We start from the raw sequence: 20,615 nt of genomic DNA, 5'->3' as shown, positions 1-20,615 counted from the left end.
AATATATTAGAATTGTTATATTGACCTAATCTAAAGGTTAGGTAAGACATGTAAATTATGCGGTTGTTTATTAATTTTAAGCTGTTGATCTCTTCTGATGGAAATTTCTGCTATTGTCATTACAAAAAATGAATCGGCTAATATTGTAGCTTGTTTACGATCCTTAACCTGGGCAGGCGAAGTAATACTAGTGGATAGTGGCAGTACGGATAATACCTTAGAACTTGCTGCTCAATTTAGAAATGTAACCATAATTACCTCTACATGGCTAGGCTACTCTGAGACTAAACGTGTGGCCGTTAAACACACCAACTATGACTGGGTACTTTGGATAGATGCGGACGAAACTTTGTCGGATGAGTTACAACAGGAAATAAAGAGTCTTGCTTTTGCGGATACACAGGCGGTAGCCTATCATATGCCTCGGAAAACTTTTTTTATGGGGGAGTGGGTAAAATATACGGGATGGTATCCTGGGCGTGTAATCAGGCTTTTTAATAAACACCATTGCGATTTTAATAACAATATCCTACATGAGGGCATTGTTGTAAAGGAAGGAGCACGGGTAGATGGCTTGAAACATGATATATTGCACTACAGCTATACCTCCCTGTATCAATATTTTCACAAAATGAATGTATATGGAAAGTATGGGGCAGAGGAATTGCAAAGGAAGGGGAAGAAGTTTCGTGCTTTTCAGCTGGTTCTTAATCCGTTAACTAGTTTTGTTAAATTTTATTTTTTCAAAAAGGGTTTTAAAGACGGAAAGAAAGGCTTAATTATTTCGATAGGTAGTGCTTTTTCTAACTTTATTAAATACACTAATTTTTATTACCTGCAAAAAAAGCCTTGATTGACTATAACATGAGTGATGTGCAAATTGTGATTAGCCGGACCGATAATATAGGCGATGTAGTGCTTAGTCTTCCTCTGGCAGGTTTTCTGAAAAGGCAAATGCCGCAGGCCAGAATTTTTTTTATTGGCAAGAGTTATACCAGGCCAGTAATAGAAAGCAGCCAGTATATAGATGAATTTCTGGATAGAGATAAAATTTTACAAGAGCCTGCCTTGCTATCTCAACTAAAAGCTGATGCGATTATACACGTATTTCCAGATAAAGACATAGCTAAAGTAGGAAAGAATGCAGGTATTTCGGTACGGGTAGGCACAAGCCACCGGGCATTTCATTGGTTGTACTGCAATAAGCTCATAAACCTGGGACGTAAAAATTCCGACCTGCATGAAGCGCAGCTGAATTTTAAATTGCTGCATCCGCTGGGGATTGATTATGTTCCGGAGCTGGCAGATATACCTGCACTGTATGGAATGAATCCCAAACAGGTTTCTTTGCCCAATGAAATCGAAAGCAAGCTAGCAGCACGAAAGTTTAATTTAATTTTGCATCCAAAGTCTAAGGGAAGTGCCCGGGAATGGCCTATGGAAAACTACCTGGCCTTGGCTAAACAACTTTCGCCAGAAAACTACCAAGTGTTTATCACAGGTACCGAAGCCGAAGGAGCTTTAGTAAAACAACAACAGCCTGAAATAGTAACCCTGCCGCATGTATACGATGCCACTGGCAAACTCTCCTTAGACCAACTGCTAACTTTCATCAGCCAGGTGGATGGCTTAGTTGCCTGCAGTACGGGGCCTTTACATATAGCGGCCGCCCTAGGTAAGTATGTTCTGGGGATTTATCCGCCCATTCGTCCCATGCATCCTGGCCGCTGGGCACCCTTGGGAATAAAAGCTGAAGTACTGGTAGTAGATAAAGTGTGTGAGGATTGCCGCAAATCACAGAACTGCCATTGTATCCGGTCCTTTTCAGCAGAAACGGTACTTGCCAGAATAAGCCATTGGACAAAGTAAGCCATTTTCGTAGTTTTGCGGCTTTGTTAATAAATAATATCCCGAAGCTCTTAAATGAAACGTTAGTTTTCAGGCATTAGGATTGATAGTATAAACATACATAGATGAAAACATACCTGCGGCTGATAAACTATGCGCGTCCTTTAAGTAGATTTGTAGTTCCGTTTTTCATCTTTTCGCTGATTGGGGTTGTTTTTGGTATTTTCCAGTTTGCCTTAGTTATTCCATTACTGGATGTGCTGTTTGGAACAGCTGCTTCCAACACGAGTGTTGTTGTATCAACTGAACCTGTTTTTTCCTTCTCTTTCGATTATCTCAGAGATTCTTTCTATTATTATTTCAATCAAATAATTATTAGCAATGGCAAGTTTGCTGCCTTACAGTTTGTAGCCGTATTTATTGTGATTGCTACTATCATTTCGAATATATTCCGTTATCTGGGACAGCGAATTGTGCAGGATGCCCGTACGTATTCTGTGCTAAAACTTCGCGAGGCCGTATTTACAAAAATTACTTCACTGCACCTGGGCTACCTGAGCAACGAACGGAAAGGAGATATCTTATCCAGGATCACGACGGATGTGCAGGAAGTTGAGAATACTGTGGCTAATTCTCTGGATGCCTTCTTTAAAGAGCCTTTTATTTTGATAGGATATTTCATTACGCTGTTTATTATTTCTGTAAAGCTCACATTATTTACTTTACTAGTCATCCCCATATCTGGTTTAATTATCGCAGCCATTGTAAAATCGTTGAAGAAAGATGCCAAAGCAGGGCAGGAGTCACTAAGCCGGTTAATTACCACCATTGACGAAACAGTAAGTGGCATGCGCATTATCAAATCGTTTAACGCGGTAGACTATATACGAAACGTCTTTCACAAAGAGAATCTTTTCTACCGTCGCAGTATTCTCCGGATGGCTAATAAGCGGGAGTTTGCACCGCCGTTTTCTGAGATTACTGGTATTCTGGTGGTTAGTGGAATATTACTCTACGGAGGCAATCTTATTCTGCGTCAGGATTCAGAATTAACAGCCAGCGAATTCATTTTATATATAGGCGTATTTTCCCAGGTGCTACGCCCAGCAAAAGCAATATCTACCCTACTTTCAGGCATACAACGGGGCCTTACCTCTGGCGAACGGGTATTGGAACTAATAGACGCAAAAGAAGAAGTAACGGAGAAGCCAGGCGCTCTTCCAATGAAAGAGTTTTCGAAAGGCATTACCTTTCAACAGGTGTCTTTTGCTTATAAAGATACAGCCGTATTGCAGAATATCAGCTTTACTATTCCGAAAGGTAAGTCTGTGGCCTTGGTTGGCCCTTCTGGCGGTGGAAAATCTACCATTGCCGATCTTATTCCCAGATTCTACGATGTTACCGGAGGCAGGATTCTACTAGATGGTATCGATATTCGCGACTTGCAATTAGACAGCCTAAGGGAGCATATGGGCATTGTTACTCAAGAATCTATTTTATTTAATGATACCATCTTTAACAATATTGCTTTTGGCAAGCACGATGCAAAAGAAGAAGACGTAATCCAAGCAGCCAAAATTGCCAATGCCCATGATTTTATTATGCAGACTGAAAATGGGTACCAGACCTTAATTGGCGATAGAGGCGGAAAGCTCTCTGGCGGGCAGCGTCAGCGATTAAGCATTGCCCGTGCTGTATTTAAAAATCCCCCAATTCTTATCCTGGATGAAGCCACCTCTGCCCTGGATACTGAATCTGAAAAACTCGTACAGGAAGCACTGGCTAACCTGATGAAAAACCGTACGTCTTTAATTATTGCCCACCGCTTAAGTACTATTCAGCATGCCGATGAAATATTGGTTATTCAACAGGGAAAAATTGTGGAACGGGGTACACATGCAGAGTTGCTGCTAAATGCCGAGGGCTTGTACAAGCGATTAAATTTGTTGCAGGCTACATAGTTAACTTATTTATACACTTCCCTATAACTACCCACGTGTTTCTTACCCAACCAATCTATAAAAAGATAATTTACCTGCTTTTGGCTTTTCAAGTGCTGCTGCTGATGGTTTCTCTTTACCACCGGCCTATTTATTTTGATGATGCTTGGTTTGCTGAGCAGGCATTTCAGTTTCTTAAATTCGGGGAGATACGTACTGAAGTTTTTCAGGGTTTATTGTATTATGAAAATAAGCTGCATACAGCACATAAGTTTCATGTCATCAATGGGTCCGTGTTTATTGCTTTGTTTGGTTTTTCACCATATGCGGTAAAGGCTGTTTCTATCTTTTACACATTGTTGCTCCTTTGTTTTTTTTATGTATATGGGAGGCAATTCCGCGTATTTCAGTATTCGATTACCCTGCTATTTTTTCTGCTTTTCTATTTAACTCAAAATTTTGTACTGGAATACTTTTATGCATACCGGCCGGAACCCATTATAGCTGCCCTTGGGTTTGGATCGTTTTACCTGATAGAAAAAAGCTTACAAAGCCGGAATCTTTCTTATGCAGCTATAGCCGGATTTTTAGCGGGTTTATGTGCATTTACACACCTAAACGGTGTCATATTTATGGGAGCAGGTGGTTTAATACTATTGTTCAATAAAGAATTTAAACTGGTATTGATATTCAGCTTTGCTTCTATCCTAGGGCTGAGCTTATATTTTTTTGATATTGGATCACAGGAAGAACTTTTATATGCCTATAAGCAATTTAGAAACGATCCTGCCTTAAGTGAAGATAATTTTACAGCGCTGCATTATATTACCAAGTTAGTAGATGAACATAAACGGTTGTTCTGGGATTATGCCGAAGCTACTATGACTATATGTCTACTGGTAGCCTTACTTACCAGTTTCCGATTTTTACATGATAAGCATAAAAATCTTTTGTATTACACATTATCCCTTATTGTACTGTTGGCTGTTATCAGCCGTAATACTTCTTCACAATACTATTTACTATATATGCCCTTTGTGGCTATACTTTCAGTTATCGCCTTTGAAGAGGTGTATTTACAAAAAAAGGCTATAGTCAGATGGCTGGTTACCGCTTCACTTATTTTCTATTTTGGCATGAATATCTACTTGAATATTCAGATGGCCTTTGCAAAAGAATATTTGTTACCTACTCATCAAAAGATTTCTGCTATTATCCCTCACCAAACGAAAATAATGGCTCCTTTGTATTTTGTATTCAATGAGATAGATAACTACGATATGCAAACCACCGAGGTATTCTTCTTATTAAATAAAAAGAAGTGGCAAAGTAGCAGCAATTTTTTTGATTTCTGCAAAAAACACAAGCGGGAGTATATTATTATAGAGGCCAGGGATAAAGATAAGTTGTTAATGCCGTGGGAGGAACTAATAAAAGGTGATAAAAATTACCAGTATCTGGCCACAATAGATAAGTATACCATTTTAAAAGCTACTTTTTCCTTGCAAGCCTCTACAAACAAATGAATTGCCAATAGATTTCGTGTGGATAAATAGCTTTTAGAACTAGTTGCAGAACCTAGGCTTTCAGATGTTTTGTATTTATTGTAAGTTGCAAAGGTTTTAAAAGTCATTCAATGAAAGTCAGCGGTTTTTCATATATAAGAAACGGATTTACGTATGGGTATCCTTTTTTGCAATCCATTCAGTCGATATTGCCCATTTGCGATGAGTTTGTTATGGCTGTAGGCAATTCTACAGATGGTACCCGTGAAGCTATTGTGAACTTACAGTCTCCAAAAATAAAAATTATAGACACCGTTTGGGATGAAAATTTACGGGAGGGAGGAAAAATATTTGCCCAGCAAGCAAACATTGCTTTAGATGGCATTAGTGGAGACTGGGGATTTCACATACAGGCAGATGAAGTAATTCATGAAAAAGACCTGGATACACTTTATGCGGCTATGCAGAGGTACAAAGACAATTTCGAAATAGAAGGGTTTTTGTTACAATTCTTGAATTTTTTCGGAAGCTACCAGTACATAGGCAATACCAGAAGGTGGCACCGGAAAGAAATACGTATAATCCGCAACAATGGTAAATTAAATGTTCGCTCTTTCAGAGATTCACAGGGGTTCCGGAAATATCCTTCTATGGAAGCATACACAGGCGGACATAAAGGGATAAAGTTGCATGTAAAAGAATTAGAAGTACCCGTCTATCATTATTCGTATGTTAGACCACCGCAACTAATGCAACAAAAGGCGAAATATTTTCATAGCTTCTGGCACGATGATAAATGGGTGGAAGCAAACGTAAAAGCAAAAGAGTTTGATTATTATCAGGTAGATGATTTAAGAAAATTCACAGGTACACACCCTAACCTGATGCGTGAGATTGTAGCCGCGCAAAACTGGGAATTTGATATTAATAAGATCAGGCGAAGCTTTACGCCTAGAGAAAGATTTTTATTTCTGGTAGAGAAATATACTGGAGTACGGATTGGAGAATACAAAAACTATAAAAGAATATAAGCTACAGAATTACATGATTGTATTTGAGTAATGCAGCGAAGGACCGTGACTAAGCCTTATTACTTAAAATACTTCATCTGCTTACAACCTTCATATACACAACAAAAAAAGAAAGAGCCTACATTATTGCAGGCTCTTTCTTTTTACTGATATGATCTTTAGCTATTAATAGAATCTGTATCGCTTGTCTTCGATGTCAGCTTTCTCTTTAATGGCTTCGTTTATGTAATAAGGCGACCTGGAGCTGATGGTTTGTGTAACCTGATTCTTATACTGCGAATAATCGGCAACTTCTGGAGCAGGTGTAAGATCAGTCAGTTCAATAATGAGGACTCCATTAGCACCGGCAAAAGGCTGTGTCCGCTGACCTTTTTTCAAGCCAAATATGCGGCCTACTGCTTCCGGATCAAAACCTACGTTCTGTAGAGTATTGCTGCTCATGGTTACATCCTGAGCTGTGTTTACCTGAGCCTGTCCGCCATAACTGCTAGCTAAAGCTTGCAGGTCTCCAGTAGGCGTGCCTAACTTCTGCATAATTTGCTGTGCTTTTAGCTCATTTCTCACAGCAGAGGTTAATTCAGGGCGGTAATTATCTACATTCACCTGGCCTTCATCTGTTTTGCCAGTTAACGTAGCTATTACATATTGATTATCTAATTCAAACACTTGTGAAACATCGCCTACTTCTGTTTCTTCACTAAAAGCCCATCTTACAACTTCACGGGCATTTGGCAAGGCATTTACGTTATTGTCGCCAGGACGAAGTTTTTCAGCAGTGAATGATGCCAGTGTAGCATCTTTGCTTACTTTGGTAATAAAATCCTGGCTGGTTGATGTAGTACCGGCAAATTCATCGGCTTTTCTGAACGCTTCTTCACGGGTAGCTTCGCCTGGGGCAATTTGTTTTTTAATGGTAGCCAACTTGTATTTTCTTCTGGTTTTTGGCTGCGTAACTTTAATTAAGTGATACCCAAATTCTGTTTTTACCGGATTAGGCAGTAAGCCGGTTCCATTAAAGTTAAATAGGGCATCTTCAAAAGGTTTTACAAATCCACCACCCTGAGTATACCAACCCAGATCGCCCCCCTGTTGTGCTGTACCATCTGCTCCATGTATACGGGCCATTTCCTCAAAGCTGGCACCTGCTTTAATCTGAGCAAGTACTTCCTGTGCTTTTTTCAAGGCTTCTGACTGGCTAGCGGCTGTACTATCGGACCGGAAAAGAATGTGGCTGGCACGTACAGAGGCCACTGAGTCGTCTTTAATATCCGTTAACTTATAAATGGAATAAGTATCTCCTTCGCGGTATGGGCCATACATACCCCCTTTAATAAACGTAGCAATTTCGCCCTGCAATTCTTGTGGTACCTGATCCATTGTAATATACCCGGCATTGGCAGGTACATCTGTATTCGCTCTGGCAAAAGTAGAGTCATCTTGTGCGGCCGCCAAACCTTTGGCCAGGTCTTTAATTTCCTGGTATAATTCAGAACTGTCTTGAGAAGAAGGCAGAATAGGGAAAGTTACATACTGAATAGTGCGGGTGTTCTCCCCTTTGTATTTAGACTTATTTTTATCCAGATATTGCTGCAACTGCTCATCCGTAATTTTTATGCTAGAGTCAGGAATGCTAAAGAAGGGTACATATAAAAACCGCACATCGGCTTGTGTGGTCTGATCTTCGTATTCTCTTCTGGCTTCTGCTTTAGTTACATAGGTAGAAAGACGGAGCATATTCTCGTACTTTGCTTTCAATCTTTCTGGGCCTAATTGGCTCTCAAAGTTTATCCATGCAGCTTGCGCATTAACAGGTAATGTATCAAAACTCTTTAAGTAGCGGATTACTAAGTTTTTGTCAAACTGGTTAGTCGATGGATTAACAAAAGACTGTTGAATTGCCGGATGAATATTATCTCCCTGCACCATATCTGTTAATTCATCGGCAGTAACAGCCAGACCTAATTTCTCATATTGTTTCTGATACGCTATTTTTTCAATAAACCGGTTCCAGGCTTGCTCCCGTAAGCCGGGTAATTCTTCTTCAGAAGGCTGTCGGCCAAGCTGCGCTGCATAATTATTTTTCAATACTTCCAGCTCTTGCCCGTATTCCTGGGCTGAGATTTTCTCCCCGGCAATAACACCTACATTCTGGCTATCGTTTCCCAGAATAACGGAGTTTGGCCCCAGGATATCTCCACCTACCACAAACAAGCCTAATGCGATAGCAATAAAGCCTATGGCCCAGCCTGACTTTTCTTTGATTTTACCAATTAATGCCATTGAATATTTATTAATAGAGGTGCGAAATTACTGAGAATACTCCTTAAAACCAAAATTTTATGCTTCCGAAAGATGTAGTAAACAGGCGGCTTTTCTGCCAGAAACTTACACTGGTTTTTTTCAAAATACATCAAGCAAAGCCTATTTTTAGCTAGAAGCAACAGACGAAATGTGTGTTATTAAAGTAGATCACAACAAGCAATCTATCGGCTGAATATTTATCGCTGATTTACGTAATGAATAGCTAAGCATTTTTCGATTTCTTGTTATTTCATACTAACGGAAGGGGTCCCTCCAAACCTGCGAGATTTGCCATAAACATCATAAATAGTTACTTGTGCATCTGCCGGAACCTGCCAGATACGCGATGATTGAGATAAATAAGAAGAGCCGAAGTAGAACTCCTCTTTCCTTGTGCGGCCACCTTTATAGGTAATTTCTCCATACACTTCTGATGGCGATAATTTTATAGATAACTGTTGCTGATTAGGTATAGCACTGGTAAAAGCTTTTAAAGAGTCGTTGTTGCAGCTTATCAGAACCAGAGAAGAACCATCGCTAGTTGGGAGGTGTACCATGCTTTTGGCATCTTTACTTATATTAAATCCGGTCTTTGTAACAGGTTGTAAAGTAAAATTGCCTTTACCATCGCCTTTAAGGTAGACTCCAATAGACGCATCGTACCAGCCAGTTTGTACCTCCGTTGCATACGAATTGCCTGCCATGAGTACATCCAGATTACCATCTTTATCTATATCATCGACAACCATTCCAAAAACCGGGGCGAACTGAGCCTGCACAGGCAGGGATTTGATATTGAATTTTCCGTTGCCTGCATTCTCCAGATAGCTGCTTGCAAAATTTTCACTTCTGACTACATACGCATCGGCTAATTCATCTTTGGTAAATACCTGATCAAAGGTAGCTTTTCCATAAGCTTCATATCTGGTAAAGCGTCCGCGAATGCCGTTCATTTGTTCAATCATGGCATCACGTGGGTGAGTAGGGTAATTTTTCCCCATTATGTAGTAACAAAACACCGGATCGAAGCTGCCATTTTTGTCATAATCTTTGGCATATACACATACTGGCTCTGTTGGCGAAGCCTTGTATTTTGAGTTCAACCCGAGGTTCCCGGCTATATAATCAATATCCCCGTCGTTGTCAAAATCACCGGCGGCCAGGCTGTTCCACCATCCATACGAATGAGTGATTGGCGTTTTACTTTGTGCGGTGTAGTCGTTGGAGGATGAATCAATTTTCCCCTCATCGGCATTCCAGGCAATAAATTTTCCGTTAATATTTTTAAAAAATCTTACAGGCATCCACTCTCCGGCTACGAGTAAGTCTGTTTGAGAGTCATTGTCGAAGTCAGTCCATAAGGCCGTTGTCACAAGGCCAACGCTCTGGATTTCTTTGCCTACTTCTGCTGTTACATCCCTAAATTTGCCATTTGTATTTTGCAGGATATAGCTTTGGGCAGCTAAGGGATATCTGGCTGGTACAATACGGCCTCCGACAAACAAATCCAGGTCGCCATCTTTATCGTAATCGGCCGCTGTTACGCAGGAGCCACTGGCTGTTATATTGGGTAAAGCTGTGCTATCTATTGAATAATTTCCTTTGCCATCATTTTTGTATAGCCTGTCCTGATAATTAGGTGAAGTAGTTCCGAATTCGCTGCCGCCACTCACTACATACAAATCCAGATCGCCGTCGTTATCGGCATCAAAAAATAAACTGCCCATGTCTTCTTCCTCTTTCATGCTCATAGGTTTGCCTTCGAACTTGCCTTTGCTTGTCTGATAAAAAAGCATTCCTGACTGACGGGCTGCGCCTCCTACATAAAAATCATCCAATCCATTGCCATCTGCATCGCCTACCGCTATTCCCGGACCATTCTGTGAAAACTTATGAGGCAGCAGGGGTTGTACTTTAAAATCGACAAAACCTGATTCCTTATGCTTAAAATCTATCCCTATATGTTGTGAAACATCTGTGAATAAAGTGGCCTGAGATTGCTTTTTCTCAAACGGAGCAGGTAATTGTTTAGCTTCAGTATAAGCTACCACCAGTTGCTGATTAGCTTTTATATTTTTCAGTAGTTGATATTTTCCATCGGGCCATTGTATTTCTATGGAATCGACATTCGTTTGGTTACCTAATCCAAAATGGATAGGTGTATATACCGTAGATTTATAGCCCCGGTAAGGATAACATTCCTGATATTGCTGTTGCCCTTTATGAAATAGCCGGATTTTTGTGCCCAAACCTGCTTTGTTTGGTGCATCTCCCTGCAACAGAATTTGCAGGTAATTATTTTTCAGGTAAAGGTCAGTATTATTCCGGTAAACAGAAGCTTCACTATCAATGTTATTAATAACCAGATCCAGATCACCATCCTTGTCTAAATCTGCATACGCAGCGCCATTGGAGTACGTAGGTTCTGCCATACCCCATTGAGTAGACTGATCGCTGAAGGTAAGGTCACCTTTATTTTGAAAAATATAGTTATGTACATGCGCCCCTTTTAGCTTCTCGAGCTCTTTTACATTCTTTTGCCTGATTACCTCATCGGTGCCAAACATCGCGTTTTCGCGGCTATAAGTCACAAAGTCTAGGTCAGTTACATCTTTGCGGTAGCCGTTTGTAACAAAAAGGTCTTTGTAGCCATCATTATCATAATCGGCAAACAGGGCGCTCCAGCTCCAATCAGTATTGTGTATGCCGGCTAATTGCCCAATTTCACTAAATGTACCATTGCCATTGTTTAATTGGAGTGTATTTCGTACGTATTGTGGAAGGTAGCCATATTGCAGGTTCATGGCGAAGCGGTCGTATTTAACACTGGGGAACATACTTTTTTGCCGTAGATTATCTTCCGGAAGCATATCCAGTACGACGATATCTACCAGGCCATCGTTATTAAAGTCAGCTACATCGGTACCCATGCCATTGTGGCTTTGGTGCTTTAACGCCTGGGCAGCTTTGTCGGTAAACGTGCCATTTCCATTGTTTATCCAGAGTATATCATTGGTAATAAAATCATTGGCAACATAGATATCTGGCCACCCATCCTGGTTAATATCACTAACGGCCACTCCCAATCCATACCCTTCTACTAAAATGCCTGCTTCTTTAGACACGTTAGTAAATGTATTATTTCCATTGTTGCGGTATAGCCGGTCGGTAGTAATAGATTCGCCTTTCAGCATTTTAGGCCTGGCATTGTTGCGGGCATACGATTCGTACCCGTTGGTAAGCAGGTACATATCCAGGTCGCCATCTTTGTCGTAATCCAGAAAAGCCGCATGTGTACTGTAGCCCGTATCAGCCAAGCCAAATTCTCTGGCTTTTTCTGAGAAAGTCTGATTGCCATTGTTGATAAATAATAAATTGCTGCTTCGGGAAGTATCTCTACCGGCCACACAAATGTATATATCCAGAAACCCATCCGCATTAATATCTATCATAGAAACGCCCGTAGCCCAACGGTCAGTAGTAACGCCTGCCTGACTTGTAATATCCTCAAACTCAAAGTTACCTTTGTTGAGGTACAACTTACCAGATACCTGATTTCCGGTAAAATAGATATCTGGTAAACTATCGTTGTTAATATCCCCGATAGCAACACCACCACCGTTGTAGATATAATCAAAACTTAAGGCATTCAGGCTGTCGTTGGTCGTGATGGTATTAGCAAAATGTATATTGGTTTTGGAAGAAGAAATGGACTCAAAAAGAGTATTCTCCTGGGGTTTGTCTTTGCAGGCAGGCAAGATAATGGCTACCAGGAGGGAAACAACTACATACTTCATAGGTCAGGCAGTAATTAACAAGAATGTATCTAACTTGTAAAAGCACATAAATCGTTAGGCATGTTATCGGGCAGATAAATACAAACAGACGGATGGCACTTTTGTATTAGATAAGTTATAGGCATAATTAATAAATTTATAAAATAGTTGAATCAAATAGAACTCAGCCGCCTAATAATTTATCATCTTTCTTAAGTACACAGCTAGTAAAAGGAATAACTGGCTAACTATATTTGCTGTTTGATAGCTAACCAATAAAGAGTCGCTTACCAAAAGTACCGTATGAAAGAGAATATAGCCCATTGGACTTACCAGAATTTTCAGGCATTTCTGTTGCTCTATGCCGCTTCTTCAGATCTGGCTATTAAGCCAGAAGAAGTAGACCAATTGCTTGAGAAAACCGGCTACACAGCCTATAAAGAAGTGCTGCCTGTGTTTCAGCAACAATCAGATTATGAAAGATTACAAACTATTTTGTATTTCAAGCCAACGTATTTTGCCAATGAAGCGGAGGTAGATAGGCTTATCAAGGAAATCCAGGAAATGTATCAACAGGATCATCATTTCAGTCATGCAGAGCAAGGTATATTATTGCTGTTGAAAAAGATTCTGTAGTAAAGCTATAAGTATGTGCGAAATCGCACCTGCCTTTATACATCCGCACGCAAAAAGCTGCGTTGTAGATATAAGCTATGTTATAATACACTGAAAATCAATAAAATATATTAATGGCATACCCTTTGGATAAGAGATAGTACTTCCACTATACTTATCCATGAATACCGACAGACCTTTACAACAAGAATATATCCGCAACACCCGGCATAAATCCCTTCTGAAGATTTCGCTGGCAGGGTTATTCATTTTTGGCTCTATCTTTTGGTTTATCTCCTGGATTTCTCCTTCCATCAGCCGGACCCAGATCCGGACTGCCAAAGTAGAGAGAGGTAACCTGGAAGCTACCATTACTGCTTCTGGTACTGTAGTTCCAGAATACGAACAAGTTATTTCCAGTCCTATTGATACCCGTATTTTACGCATCCTCAAAAAAGCAGGCGATACGCTGCATCCCAACGATCCTATATTGGTTCTGGACCTGGAAACGGCCAAACTAGCCTATGAAAAAATGAAGGATCAGCTGGCGTTAAAAATCAATGCACAATATCAGGCAAAAGCCTCTCTGGAAAATCAGCTTATTAAACTTAACAGCCAGATTAAAATTAAGCAGCTGGAGATGAATGCCAAAAAGGAAGAAGTGGTTACAAACAAACCTTTTTACGAGCAGCGGTACGTAACCAAAGATGAATACGACAAAATGGTACTGGATTACGAAACTGCACAGACGCAGCTTCAGGAACTGATAGAAACCAAAAAGAATGTAATTGAATCTACCAGATTGCAGCAGGAAGGCATAGATCTGGAAATAAAAACCTATAAAACAGAAGAAGCCTTATTGAAACAAGAACTAGAGATGGCTACCACTAAAGCTATCCGTGAGGGTGTACTTACCTGGGTAACTCTTTCGGAAGGAGCTACTATCCGCAAAGGGGATGTTATTGCTAAAGTAGCCGACCTGAACTCTTACCGGGTAGATGCGACTATTTCAGATGTACATGCTTCCAGGTTAACCATTGGCATGCCTGTGCAGGTGAAGCTAGACGAAACCCTGTTTAAAGGGATTATTTCTAATATTCTGCCAACTGTAGAAAATGGGGTAGTCCGGGCACAAATTACCCTGGAGGATAAGTCAAACCGCTTGCTGCGGCCTAGCATGCGGGTAGATGTATATGCCATTACCGATTCCAAAAGCAATGTTCTGAAAGTGAAAAAAGGCTTAGTGATTAATACAGACGGTAAATCGGAAGTATTTGTAATCCGGGATGGCCAGGCTATACGCACACCGGTAACCATAGGTATCTCCAGTTTTGATTACCAGGAGATAGTAAATGGGTTAGCCGAAGGCGATGAAATCATTATCTCTGATATGGATAACTACGCTCATTTGAAGGAAATTAACATAAAATAGGCTAAAGCAAAAATCATTCGTCCATACGCATTATTTATTACAACCCATGATCCAGTTAGAAAACATCGAAAAAGTATACCGGACAGACACTCTGGAAACGGTAGCCTTGTCAGGCATTAATTTATCTATCCGAAAAGGAGAATTTGTATCTATAATGGGCCCTTCTGGTTCTGGCAAATCTACTTTGCTTAATATTATAGGGCTTCTGGATGTAGCTACCGGGGGCAAAGTGAGCCTGAATGAAAAAGTAGTATCTTCTCATAAAGACCGCGACCTGGCAAATCTCCGCAACCGGGAACTAGGGTTTATTTTCCAGAAGTTCCACCTGATTAATGACCTGCGGGCCATAGATAATGTAGAAATTCCGCTGTTGTACCGCAATATGTCTTATAAAGAACGCCGCAAAATGGCAGAAGAAGCGCTGGAAAAGGTAGGCCTCATATCCCGCACAAGTCACTTTCCTTCCCAACTATCGGGTGGGCAACAGCAACGGGTAGCTATTGCCAGAGCTATTGTAGGAAAACCAAAAATTCTGCTAGCCGATGAGCCAACCGGAAACCTCGATAGCCAGATGAGTGACGAGATTATGAATATTCTGAAAGAGCTTAATCAGCAGGAACAGACAACCGTAATTATGGTGACCCACGACAAACGCATGGCCGACATGACTGACCGAATTATCCGGATTTTCGACGGCCGCCAGGTAGCTTAACAAATGGCGAATGATGAATGAATAATGATTACAATATAAGCGAATCATTAACGGTTCATCGGCTGCCTGCTTCATTAATCCTTATTCACTAGTTCAATACTTATTACGTATGATACGAAATTACCTGCTTGTGGCCGTGAAAGTACTCTGGCGGCGCAAGTTCTTTACCTTTATCAGCCTATTCGGCATCAGCTTTACCTTGCTGGTACTAACGGTGGCTACTTCTTTCTTAGACCATACGTTCGGCCCACATGCCCCAGAGCTCAAGCAAGATCGCATGCTGGGGGTTTATACTGTCCGGTTAACTTCTGATGATGGCAGCTTTCAAATGACTGATAAACCCGGCTATAAATTTCTGAACGAATATGTGCGCACCATTCCCAGTGCGGAAAAAGTATCCATTTTTTCTGATTTTACATCTACCGCTACGTACCGTAAAGGAGAAGAGGTAAAACTCTATATTAGGCGGACAGATGGGGAATACTGGGAAATACTCGATTTTGAGTTTCTGGAAGGCCGCCCCATTACCAGAGAAGATGAACAAAAAGCCAATTTTGTAGCCGTAATTAATGAAGCAACCAGGGAAAAATTGTTTAATGGAGAGTCAGCCATGGGTAAAAGCATTACGATGGAAGGACAGAACTTCAATATAATAGGCGTTGTAAAAAATGCACCCATTATCCGGATGACTCCCTTTTCGGACGTTTGGGTACCATTGAGCACATTTAAAACCTCCGGATACAAAGAAACATTTACTGGTGGTTTTATGGCGGCTATTCTAGCGAAGAGTGAACAAGACCTGGATCTTATCCGGTCAGATTTTAAGGCCAATTTAACGAAAGTACAGCTACCCGATCCAAAAAAATTTCCGCGTATACTTACTGGTGCCGATACCTATTTTGAATCTTTCGCAAGAAATCTAGAGGGAGGAGCAGATGATCCACGGACTGGTACACTTATCAGCATTCTGGTGTTGTTAGCAGTAATGTTTATTATTCTGCCAACGATCAATTTGGTAAATATTAATATTAGCCGCATCATGGAAAGGGCTTCTGAAATAGGGGTCCGTAAGGCGTTTGGGGCTTCTTCTCTAACATTAGTGGGGCAGTTTATTGTGGAAAATATTCTGTTAACCATTATTGGCGGTTTGTTAGGTTTCATTCTTTCCAGCTTAGTACTTTCCTACATCAATAATACAGGTTGGATTCCCTACGCACAATTCGGGTTAAATTACCGGATATTTATATATGCATTTCTGATGATGATTATTTTTGGAATTATTTCCGGAGTATATCCAGCTTGGCGTATGTCGCGGCTGCATCCGGTAGAAGCTTTGAAAGGAGGTATGAAATGATACGCCACTTATTAAAACTAACCTGGAACCGGAAGCGGAGTAACTTTCTGATTATGCTCGAAATATTCTTTGCGTTTCTAGTGCTCTATGTGGTTACTACATTGGGTGTTTTTTATGTAGATAATTACAACAAACCTTTAGGCTTTTCCTATGAAAATGTATGGAGCATCGTAATGGATACCCAGCAGCAGAGTATTGCCCCACAACAAAAAATTGAAAAAACGCAGCAACTACTCCTGGCACTGAAGTCTTTCGACGAAGTAGAAGAAGTAGGGGGTATGTTCATTCTTCCTTTTAGTGCACCAGACTATAATAATAATTACAGAATTAATGGCAGAAAAGTGAGTGTACATATCAATACGGTTACAGATGAATTAAAGGATGTGCTTGATTTAAAAATAACCAGAGGCCGCTGGTTTGAAAAAAGTGATGAAGCAGCCAAAGCCAATCTAGTAGTAATTAATGAAAGTCTAAGCAAAGAGCTGTTCGGAGATCAAGATCCTATTGGTAAGCCGCTGTTTGAAGTGGGGCCGGGTGAAAAAGAAAAAATTGTAGTAGGAGTGATAGCTGAATTCCGTAAGAATGGAGAATTAGCTCCTTTAACCAATTATTTTTTTGAAAGAGCCAGTATGTATGATACAGTTAATTTTACCCTACCCAGCCAGCTGGTAATAAAACTGCGCCCCGGTACCACTGCCCAGTTTGAAGAAAAACTGGTTACCCGCCTGCAAAATACAGTTGGAGAATGGTCGTATGAAGTAGAGTCTTTGGCAGAAGCCCACCGCAGCCACTTACTATTTTATCTGACTCCGCTTATTGTGCTAGGCATTATAGCAGCTTTCCTAATTCTGGGCGTCAGCCTGGGACTAATTGGGGTGATCTGGCAGAATGTAACGGCCCGTGCCAATGAAATAGGGTTGCGGCGCGCAGCTGGAGCTACGCTTACACATATTTTTACGCAGATATTACTGGAACTTTTGCTGATTGCTTCTTTAGGAATGCTGCTAGGCGTACTACTCGTGATGCAATTCCCCCTGTTAGGTATTATTGATTTCATCAGTGCCAAGGTTTATATGACTGCTTTAGTTATATCTGTTGTATTTATCTATTTGGTAGCCATCATCTGTGGACTATATCCCAGCTGGCTTGCAACCAAAGTTCAACCGACAGAAGCTCTCCATGCAGAGTAATTAAGCAGTATAAGTAGTATTGCTACAATAGTTGAAATTTGGTTAAATTTATCAATAAGCAGAGGCTAACATCTGTCCCGTTAAACTGATAACAAAAGTGATATATTTCCTTTATCTATTCATTTTCGATGCAAACCATATTAATTGTAGACGACGATAGTTCTGTATTGCTTTCCTTAGGATTAGTATTAAAGCAGGCAGGATATACCACGCGTACAGCTAAATCGCCTGTAGAAGCATTAAATTGGCTGAAGAAGGAAAAGATAGATCTTGTATTGCAGGACATGAATTTTTCCAGGCAAACCACTGGCAATGAAGGTTTGGCTTTGTTACATGAAATAAAAGACCTTTTTCCACATATTCCGGTTATCCTTATCACTTCCTGGGGTACTATTTCACTGGCAGTATCGGGCATGCAAGCTGGAGCCGCTGATTTTATTACCAAACCCTGGACGAATGAGCAAATTATTCATTCCGTGAAAACGGCCTTAGGCCTGGCAGCCTTAGGTACTAGTACGGCCGTCTTAACGCGGGATGAGTTAGATAAACAGTATGATTTTACAGGAGTGGTAGGCAAAGACCCAAAATTACTTCAGCTGTTGCAAATTCTGGGGCGGGTAAGTGCTACCGATGCTTCTGTATTAATTACTGGCGAAAGCGGTACCGGCAAAGAAGTGATTGCCGATGCCATTCATAAAAATAGTGTCCGAAAAAACAGACCGTTGGTAAAAGTAAACCTGGGAAGTATTCCTTCCACTTTGTTCGAAAGTGAATTGTTCGGCCATGTGAAAGGGGCTTTCACGGATGCCCGCAACGACCGCAAAGGCAGATTTGAAGAAGCTCATACTGGTACTATCTTTCTGGATGAAATAGGCGACCTGGATTTTAGTTGCCAGGTGAAATTGCTTCGTGTGTTGCAGGAACGTACGTTTGAAGTAGTAGGCTCCAACAAAAGCCGCCATGTAGATGTACGGGTGGTGTCTGCTACCAACAAAAATCTGCTGGAGATGATAAGCAGAGAAGAGTTCCGGGAGGATTTATACTATCGCCTCAATCTCATTACTGTACATTTACCAGCTCTTCGAGAACGGCGGGAAGATATTCCTTTACTGGCTCAGCATTTTTTACAACAAGCCGCGAAAACTTACCGCCGCGAAAAGTTAACAATCAGCGAACAAGCCTTGCGGTGGTTGCAAGCTAAAAATTTCCCTGGGAATATCCGCGAACTAAAACATACCATAGAACGGGCAGTAATTATGGCAAGTGGCCAGTCGTTACAGGTTGAAGATTTTTCTCTGGCAACTGCCATGCAACCCACAACTGTAGCTCCTAAAGATACCTTGCCTGAAGTAGGAAGTATGTCTTTGGAAGATATGGAAAAGGCGATGATCCTGAAAACTATTACACATCATGGGGGGAACATTACCAAAATAGCAGAATCTTTAGGTATGAGCCGTTTTGCCTTGTACCGCCGGCTGGAGAAATATGGAATTAGGGTTTGAGGACTAGCTTATTTAACAATAGCCATCGTTTTGCAGAATCAAGTAGGTATGTTGTGTATCAGCAGGCCTATACCTAAACTTATTAGCCTATTTTTATGTCTCTCCGCTTAAAGTTTATTCTTTATTGGGTAAGTATCCATGTTATTTTTGCAGGACTGATGGTATACTTGCTGCGTAATAACCGGCTATGGTTGCTGGCAGTAGAGGTATTGCTAGTTATCTCTTTCGGTGTAGCAATGTATCTGCTGAAAAGCTTTTTCAAACCATTGGATATGGTCATGAAAGGAATAGATCTGATTAAAGACAGCAATTTCAGCACAGCCTTTCATCATACCGGACAGGCAGAGGTTGATTCAATCGTAAATATTTATAACCGGATGTTAACCAACCTGCAATATGAACGGCAGCGGATGCAGGAGAAACATTTTTTTCTGGAAAAAATAATTGGTGCCGCCCCTTTCGGCATTGTTACATTGGATTTTGATGAAAATATTGCTTTGATTAATCCATATGCCGAACGTTTATTGGAAAAGCCCCTTGCTCAGCTAACCGGAAAACCCATTCAAGCCGCCAGTAATCTACTTAGCCAGGCGCTGGCTACCCTGGAGGCTGGCCGTTCAGAAGTAATTACGCTGCCATCCAGAAGAAAAATCCGCTGTACTAAATCCGACTTTTATGATCAGGGTTTTCAACGCTACTTTTATTTGATGGAAGAACTGACTGAAGAGTTACGTTTGTCAGAAAAGCAAGCTTATGAAAAGCTTATCCGTATTTTGTCGCATGAAGTCAATAATTCCATTGGGGCCGCTAATTCGTTGCTACAAAGTTGCTTAACATACAAAACACAGCTACAGCCAGCAGATCAGGAAGATTTTGAGATGGCCATAGGCGTAGTTACTTCCAGAACAGCCCATTTGAATGATTTTATGCGCAGCTATGTAAATGTTATCCGCCTGGCAGATCCTAAACGGCAACTATGCAATATCCGGGATATGCTGGAAAACATAGCCTTGTTGTTTAAGGCAGATCTTGCCCACCGTAAGATCCAGTTAATGTGGCATGTAGAGGAGGATGTACTGCCGGTTGTATATATGGATAGAGACCAGATGGAGCAGGTTTTTACGAATATTATAAAAAATGCGATGGAAGCCATTGGCCAAGATGGTGTAATTACTATTCGCCTGGTGATGCAGGAGAAAAAACTGATTCTATCAATAGAAGACACTGGAGAAGGGATACCAGCCGAAGTAAAAGCTAATTTGTTCACCCCTTTTTTTAGTACAAAAGAAAATGGGCAGGGAATCGGGTTAACGCTTATTCAGGAAATTCTGACCCGCCATGGGTTTATCTTCTCTCTTGACAGTACAGCAGGAGAGCATACAGCCTTTCGTATCATATTTTAGCAATGC

14 protein-coding genes are annotated in these 20,615 nt (G+C 40.8%); 12 read left to right on the top strand and 2 right to left on the bottom strand.

Annotated elements, in window-relative coordinates:
• The first annotated feature begins 97 nt into the window (after window positions 1-97).
• The 5 genes from Q0590_RS07655 (at window position 98) to Q0590_RS07635 (ending at window position 6,324) form a co-directional block, all read left to right on the top strand.
• Window positions 98-853 (top strand): glycosyltransferase family 2 protein, encoded by a 756-nt coding sequence (locus Q0590_RS07655; RefSeq protein WP_302036921.1) that lies wholly within the window; start codon window positions 98-100, stop codon window positions 851-853.
• On the top strand, window positions 850-1,869 hold the full coding sequence (locus Q0590_RS07650) for a glycosyltransferase family 9 protein (protein ID WP_302036920.1): 1,020 nt from the start codon (window positions 850-852) through the stop codon (window positions 1,867-1,869). The genes Q0590_RS07655 and Q0590_RS07650 overlap by 4 nt, the downstream gene beginning before the upstream one ends.
• 104 nt (window positions 1,870-1,973) lie before the next feature.
• Window positions 1,974-3,809, top strand: a complete 1,836-nt coding sequence (locus Q0590_RS07645) for an ABC transporter ATP-binding protein (protein WP_302036919.1) — start codon at window positions 1,974-1,976, stop codon at window positions 3,807-3,809.
• An 80-nt stretch (window positions 3,810-3,889) separates the two neighbouring features.
• On the top strand, window positions 3,890-5,314 hold the full coding sequence (locus Q0590_RS07640; RefSeq protein ID WP_302036918.1) for an ArnT family glycosyltransferase: 1,425 nt from the start codon (window positions 3,890-3,892) through the stop codon (window positions 5,312-5,314).
• A gap of 110 nt (window positions 5,315-5,424) precedes the next feature.
• Complete coding sequence (locus Q0590_RS07635) at window positions 5,425-6,324, top strand: glycosyltransferase family protein (protein ID WP_302036917.1); 900 nt, start codon at window positions 5,425-5,427, stop codon at window positions 6,322-6,324.
• A gap of 165 nt (window positions 6,325-6,489) precedes the next feature.
• On the opposite strand, the gene Q0590_RS07630 is transcribed toward Q0590_RS07635, so the two are convergent.
• A complete protein-coding gene (locus Q0590_RS07630) occupies window positions 6,490-8,604 on the bottom strand; it encodes a peptidylprolyl isomerase (protein WP_302036916.1) in 2,115 nt (704 codons plus the stop codon).
• 266 nt (window positions 8,605-8,870) lie between these two features.
• A complete protein-coding gene (locus tag Q0590_RS07625; protein WP_302036915.1) occupies window positions 8,871-12,422 on the bottom strand; it encodes a VCBS repeat-containing protein in 3,552 nt (1,183 codons plus the stop codon).
• A gap of 282 nt (window positions 12,423-12,704) precedes the next feature.
• On the opposite strand from Q0590_RS07625, the gene Q0590_RS07620 reads away from it, so the two are divergent.
• From Q0590_RS07620 to Q0590_RS07590, 7 genes are all read left to right on the top strand, one after another.
• The gene (locus Q0590_RS07620; RefSeq protein ID WP_302036914.1) at window positions 12,705-13,037 is read left to right on the top strand and encodes a hypothetical protein; all 333 of its coding nucleotides are present in this window, start codon (window positions 12,705-12,707) and stop codon (window positions 13,035-13,037) included.
• A 160-nt stretch (window positions 13,038-13,197) separates the two neighbouring features.
• Window positions 13,198-14,448 carry an efflux RND transporter periplasmic adaptor subunit gene (locus Q0590_RS07615; protein ID WP_302036913.1) on the top strand — a complete coding sequence of 417 codons (1,251 nt, stop codon included), beginning with the start codon at window positions 13,198-13,200 and terminating at the stop codon, window positions 14,446-14,448.
• A gap of 46 nt (window positions 14,449-14,494) precedes the next feature.
• Window positions 14,495-15,160, top strand: a complete 666-nt coding sequence (locus Q0590_RS07610) for an ABC transporter ATP-binding protein (protein ID WP_302036912.1) — start codon at window positions 14,495-14,497, stop codon at window positions 15,158-15,160.
• A gap of 109 nt (window positions 15,161-15,269) precedes the next feature.
• Window positions 15,270-16,514 (top strand): ABC transporter permease, encoded by a 1,245-nt coding sequence (locus tag Q0590_RS07605; protein WP_302036911.1) that lies wholly within the window; start codon window positions 15,270-15,272, stop codon window positions 16,512-16,514.
• Window positions 16,511-17,704 carry an ABC transporter permease gene (locus Q0590_RS07600; RefSeq protein WP_302036910.1) on the top strand — a complete coding sequence of 398 codons (1,194 nt, stop codon included), beginning with the start codon at window positions 16,511-16,513 and terminating at the stop codon, window positions 17,702-17,704. Before Q0590_RS07605 ends, Q0590_RS07600 begins: the two co-directional genes overlap by 4 nt.
• Before the next feature lie 128 nt (window positions 17,705-17,832).
• Complete coding sequence (locus Q0590_RS07595; RefSeq protein WP_302036909.1) at window positions 17,833-19,206, top strand: sigma-54-dependent transcriptional regulator; 1,374 nt, start codon at window positions 17,833-17,835, stop codon at window positions 19,204-19,206.
• Between the two features lie 95 nt (window positions 19,207-19,301).
• Window positions 19,302-20,609: a sensor histidine kinase gene (locus Q0590_RS07590; RefSeq protein ID WP_302036908.1), complete on the top strand. Its 1,308-nt coding sequence runs from the start codon at window positions 19,302-19,304 to the stop codon at window positions 20,607-20,609.
• Window positions 20,610-20,615: the final 6 nt, after the last annotated feature.

The organism is Rhodocytophaga aerolata (genome assembly GCF_030503435.1).
In the GTDB taxonomy this organism is placed as follows: domain Bacteria; phylum Bacteroidota; class Bacteroidia; order Cytophagales; family 172606-1; genus Rhodocytophaga; species Rhodocytophaga aerolata.
Note: the sequence above shows the minus strand (reverse complement) of the source record. Positions and strands in the feature narration are given on the sequence as shown.

Excerpts from the sequence above, each read along its gene's own strand:
- Q0590_RS07655 (WP_302036921.1), top strand. The coding sequence starts at position 98 with ATGGAAATTTCTGCTATTGTCATTACAAAAAATGAATCGGCTAATATT.
- Q0590_RS07645 (WP_302036919.1), top strand. The coding sequence starts at position 1,974 with ATGAAAACATACCTGCGGCTGATAAACTATGCGCGTCCTTTAAGTAGA.
- Q0590_RS07635 (WP_302036917.1), top strand. The coding sequence starts at position 5,425 with ATGAAAGTCAGCGGTTTTTCATATATAAGAAACGGATTTACGTATGGG.
- Q0590_RS07630 (WP_302036916.1), bottom strand. The coding sequence starts at position 8,604 with ATGGCATTAATTGGTAAAATCAAAGAAAAGTCAGGCTGGGCCATAGGC.
- Q0590_RS07625 (WP_302036915.1), bottom strand. The coding sequence starts at position 12,422 with ATGAAGTATGTAGTTGTTTCCCTCCTGGTAGCCATTATCTTGCCTGCC.
- Q0590_RS07620 (WP_302036914.1), top strand. The coding sequence starts at position 12,705 with ATGAAAGAGAATATAGCCCATTGGACTTACCAGAATTTTCAGGCATTT.
- Q0590_RS07615 (WP_302036913.1), top strand. The coding sequence starts at position 13,198 with ATGAATACCGACAGACCTTTACAACAAGAATATATCCGCAACACCCGG.
- Q0590_RS07610 (WP_302036912.1), top strand. The coding sequence starts at position 14,495 with ATGATCCAGTTAGAAAACATCGAAAAAGTATACCGGACAGACACTCTG.
- Q0590_RS07605 (WP_302036911.1), top strand. The coding sequence starts at position 15,270 with ATGATACGAAATTACCTGCTTGTGGCCGTGAAAGTACTCTGGCGGCGC.
- Q0590_RS07600 (WP_302036910.1), top strand. The coding sequence starts at position 16,511 with ATGATACGCCACTTATTAAAACTAACCTGGAACCGGAAGCGGAGTAAC.
- Q0590_RS07595 (WP_302036909.1), top strand. The coding sequence starts at position 17,833 with ATGCAAACCATATTAATTGTAGACGACGATAGTTCTGTATTGCTTTCC.
- Q0590_RS07590 (WP_302036908.1), top strand. The coding sequence starts at position 19,302 with ATGTCTCTCCGCTTAAAGTTTATTCTTTATTGGGTAAGTATCCATGTT.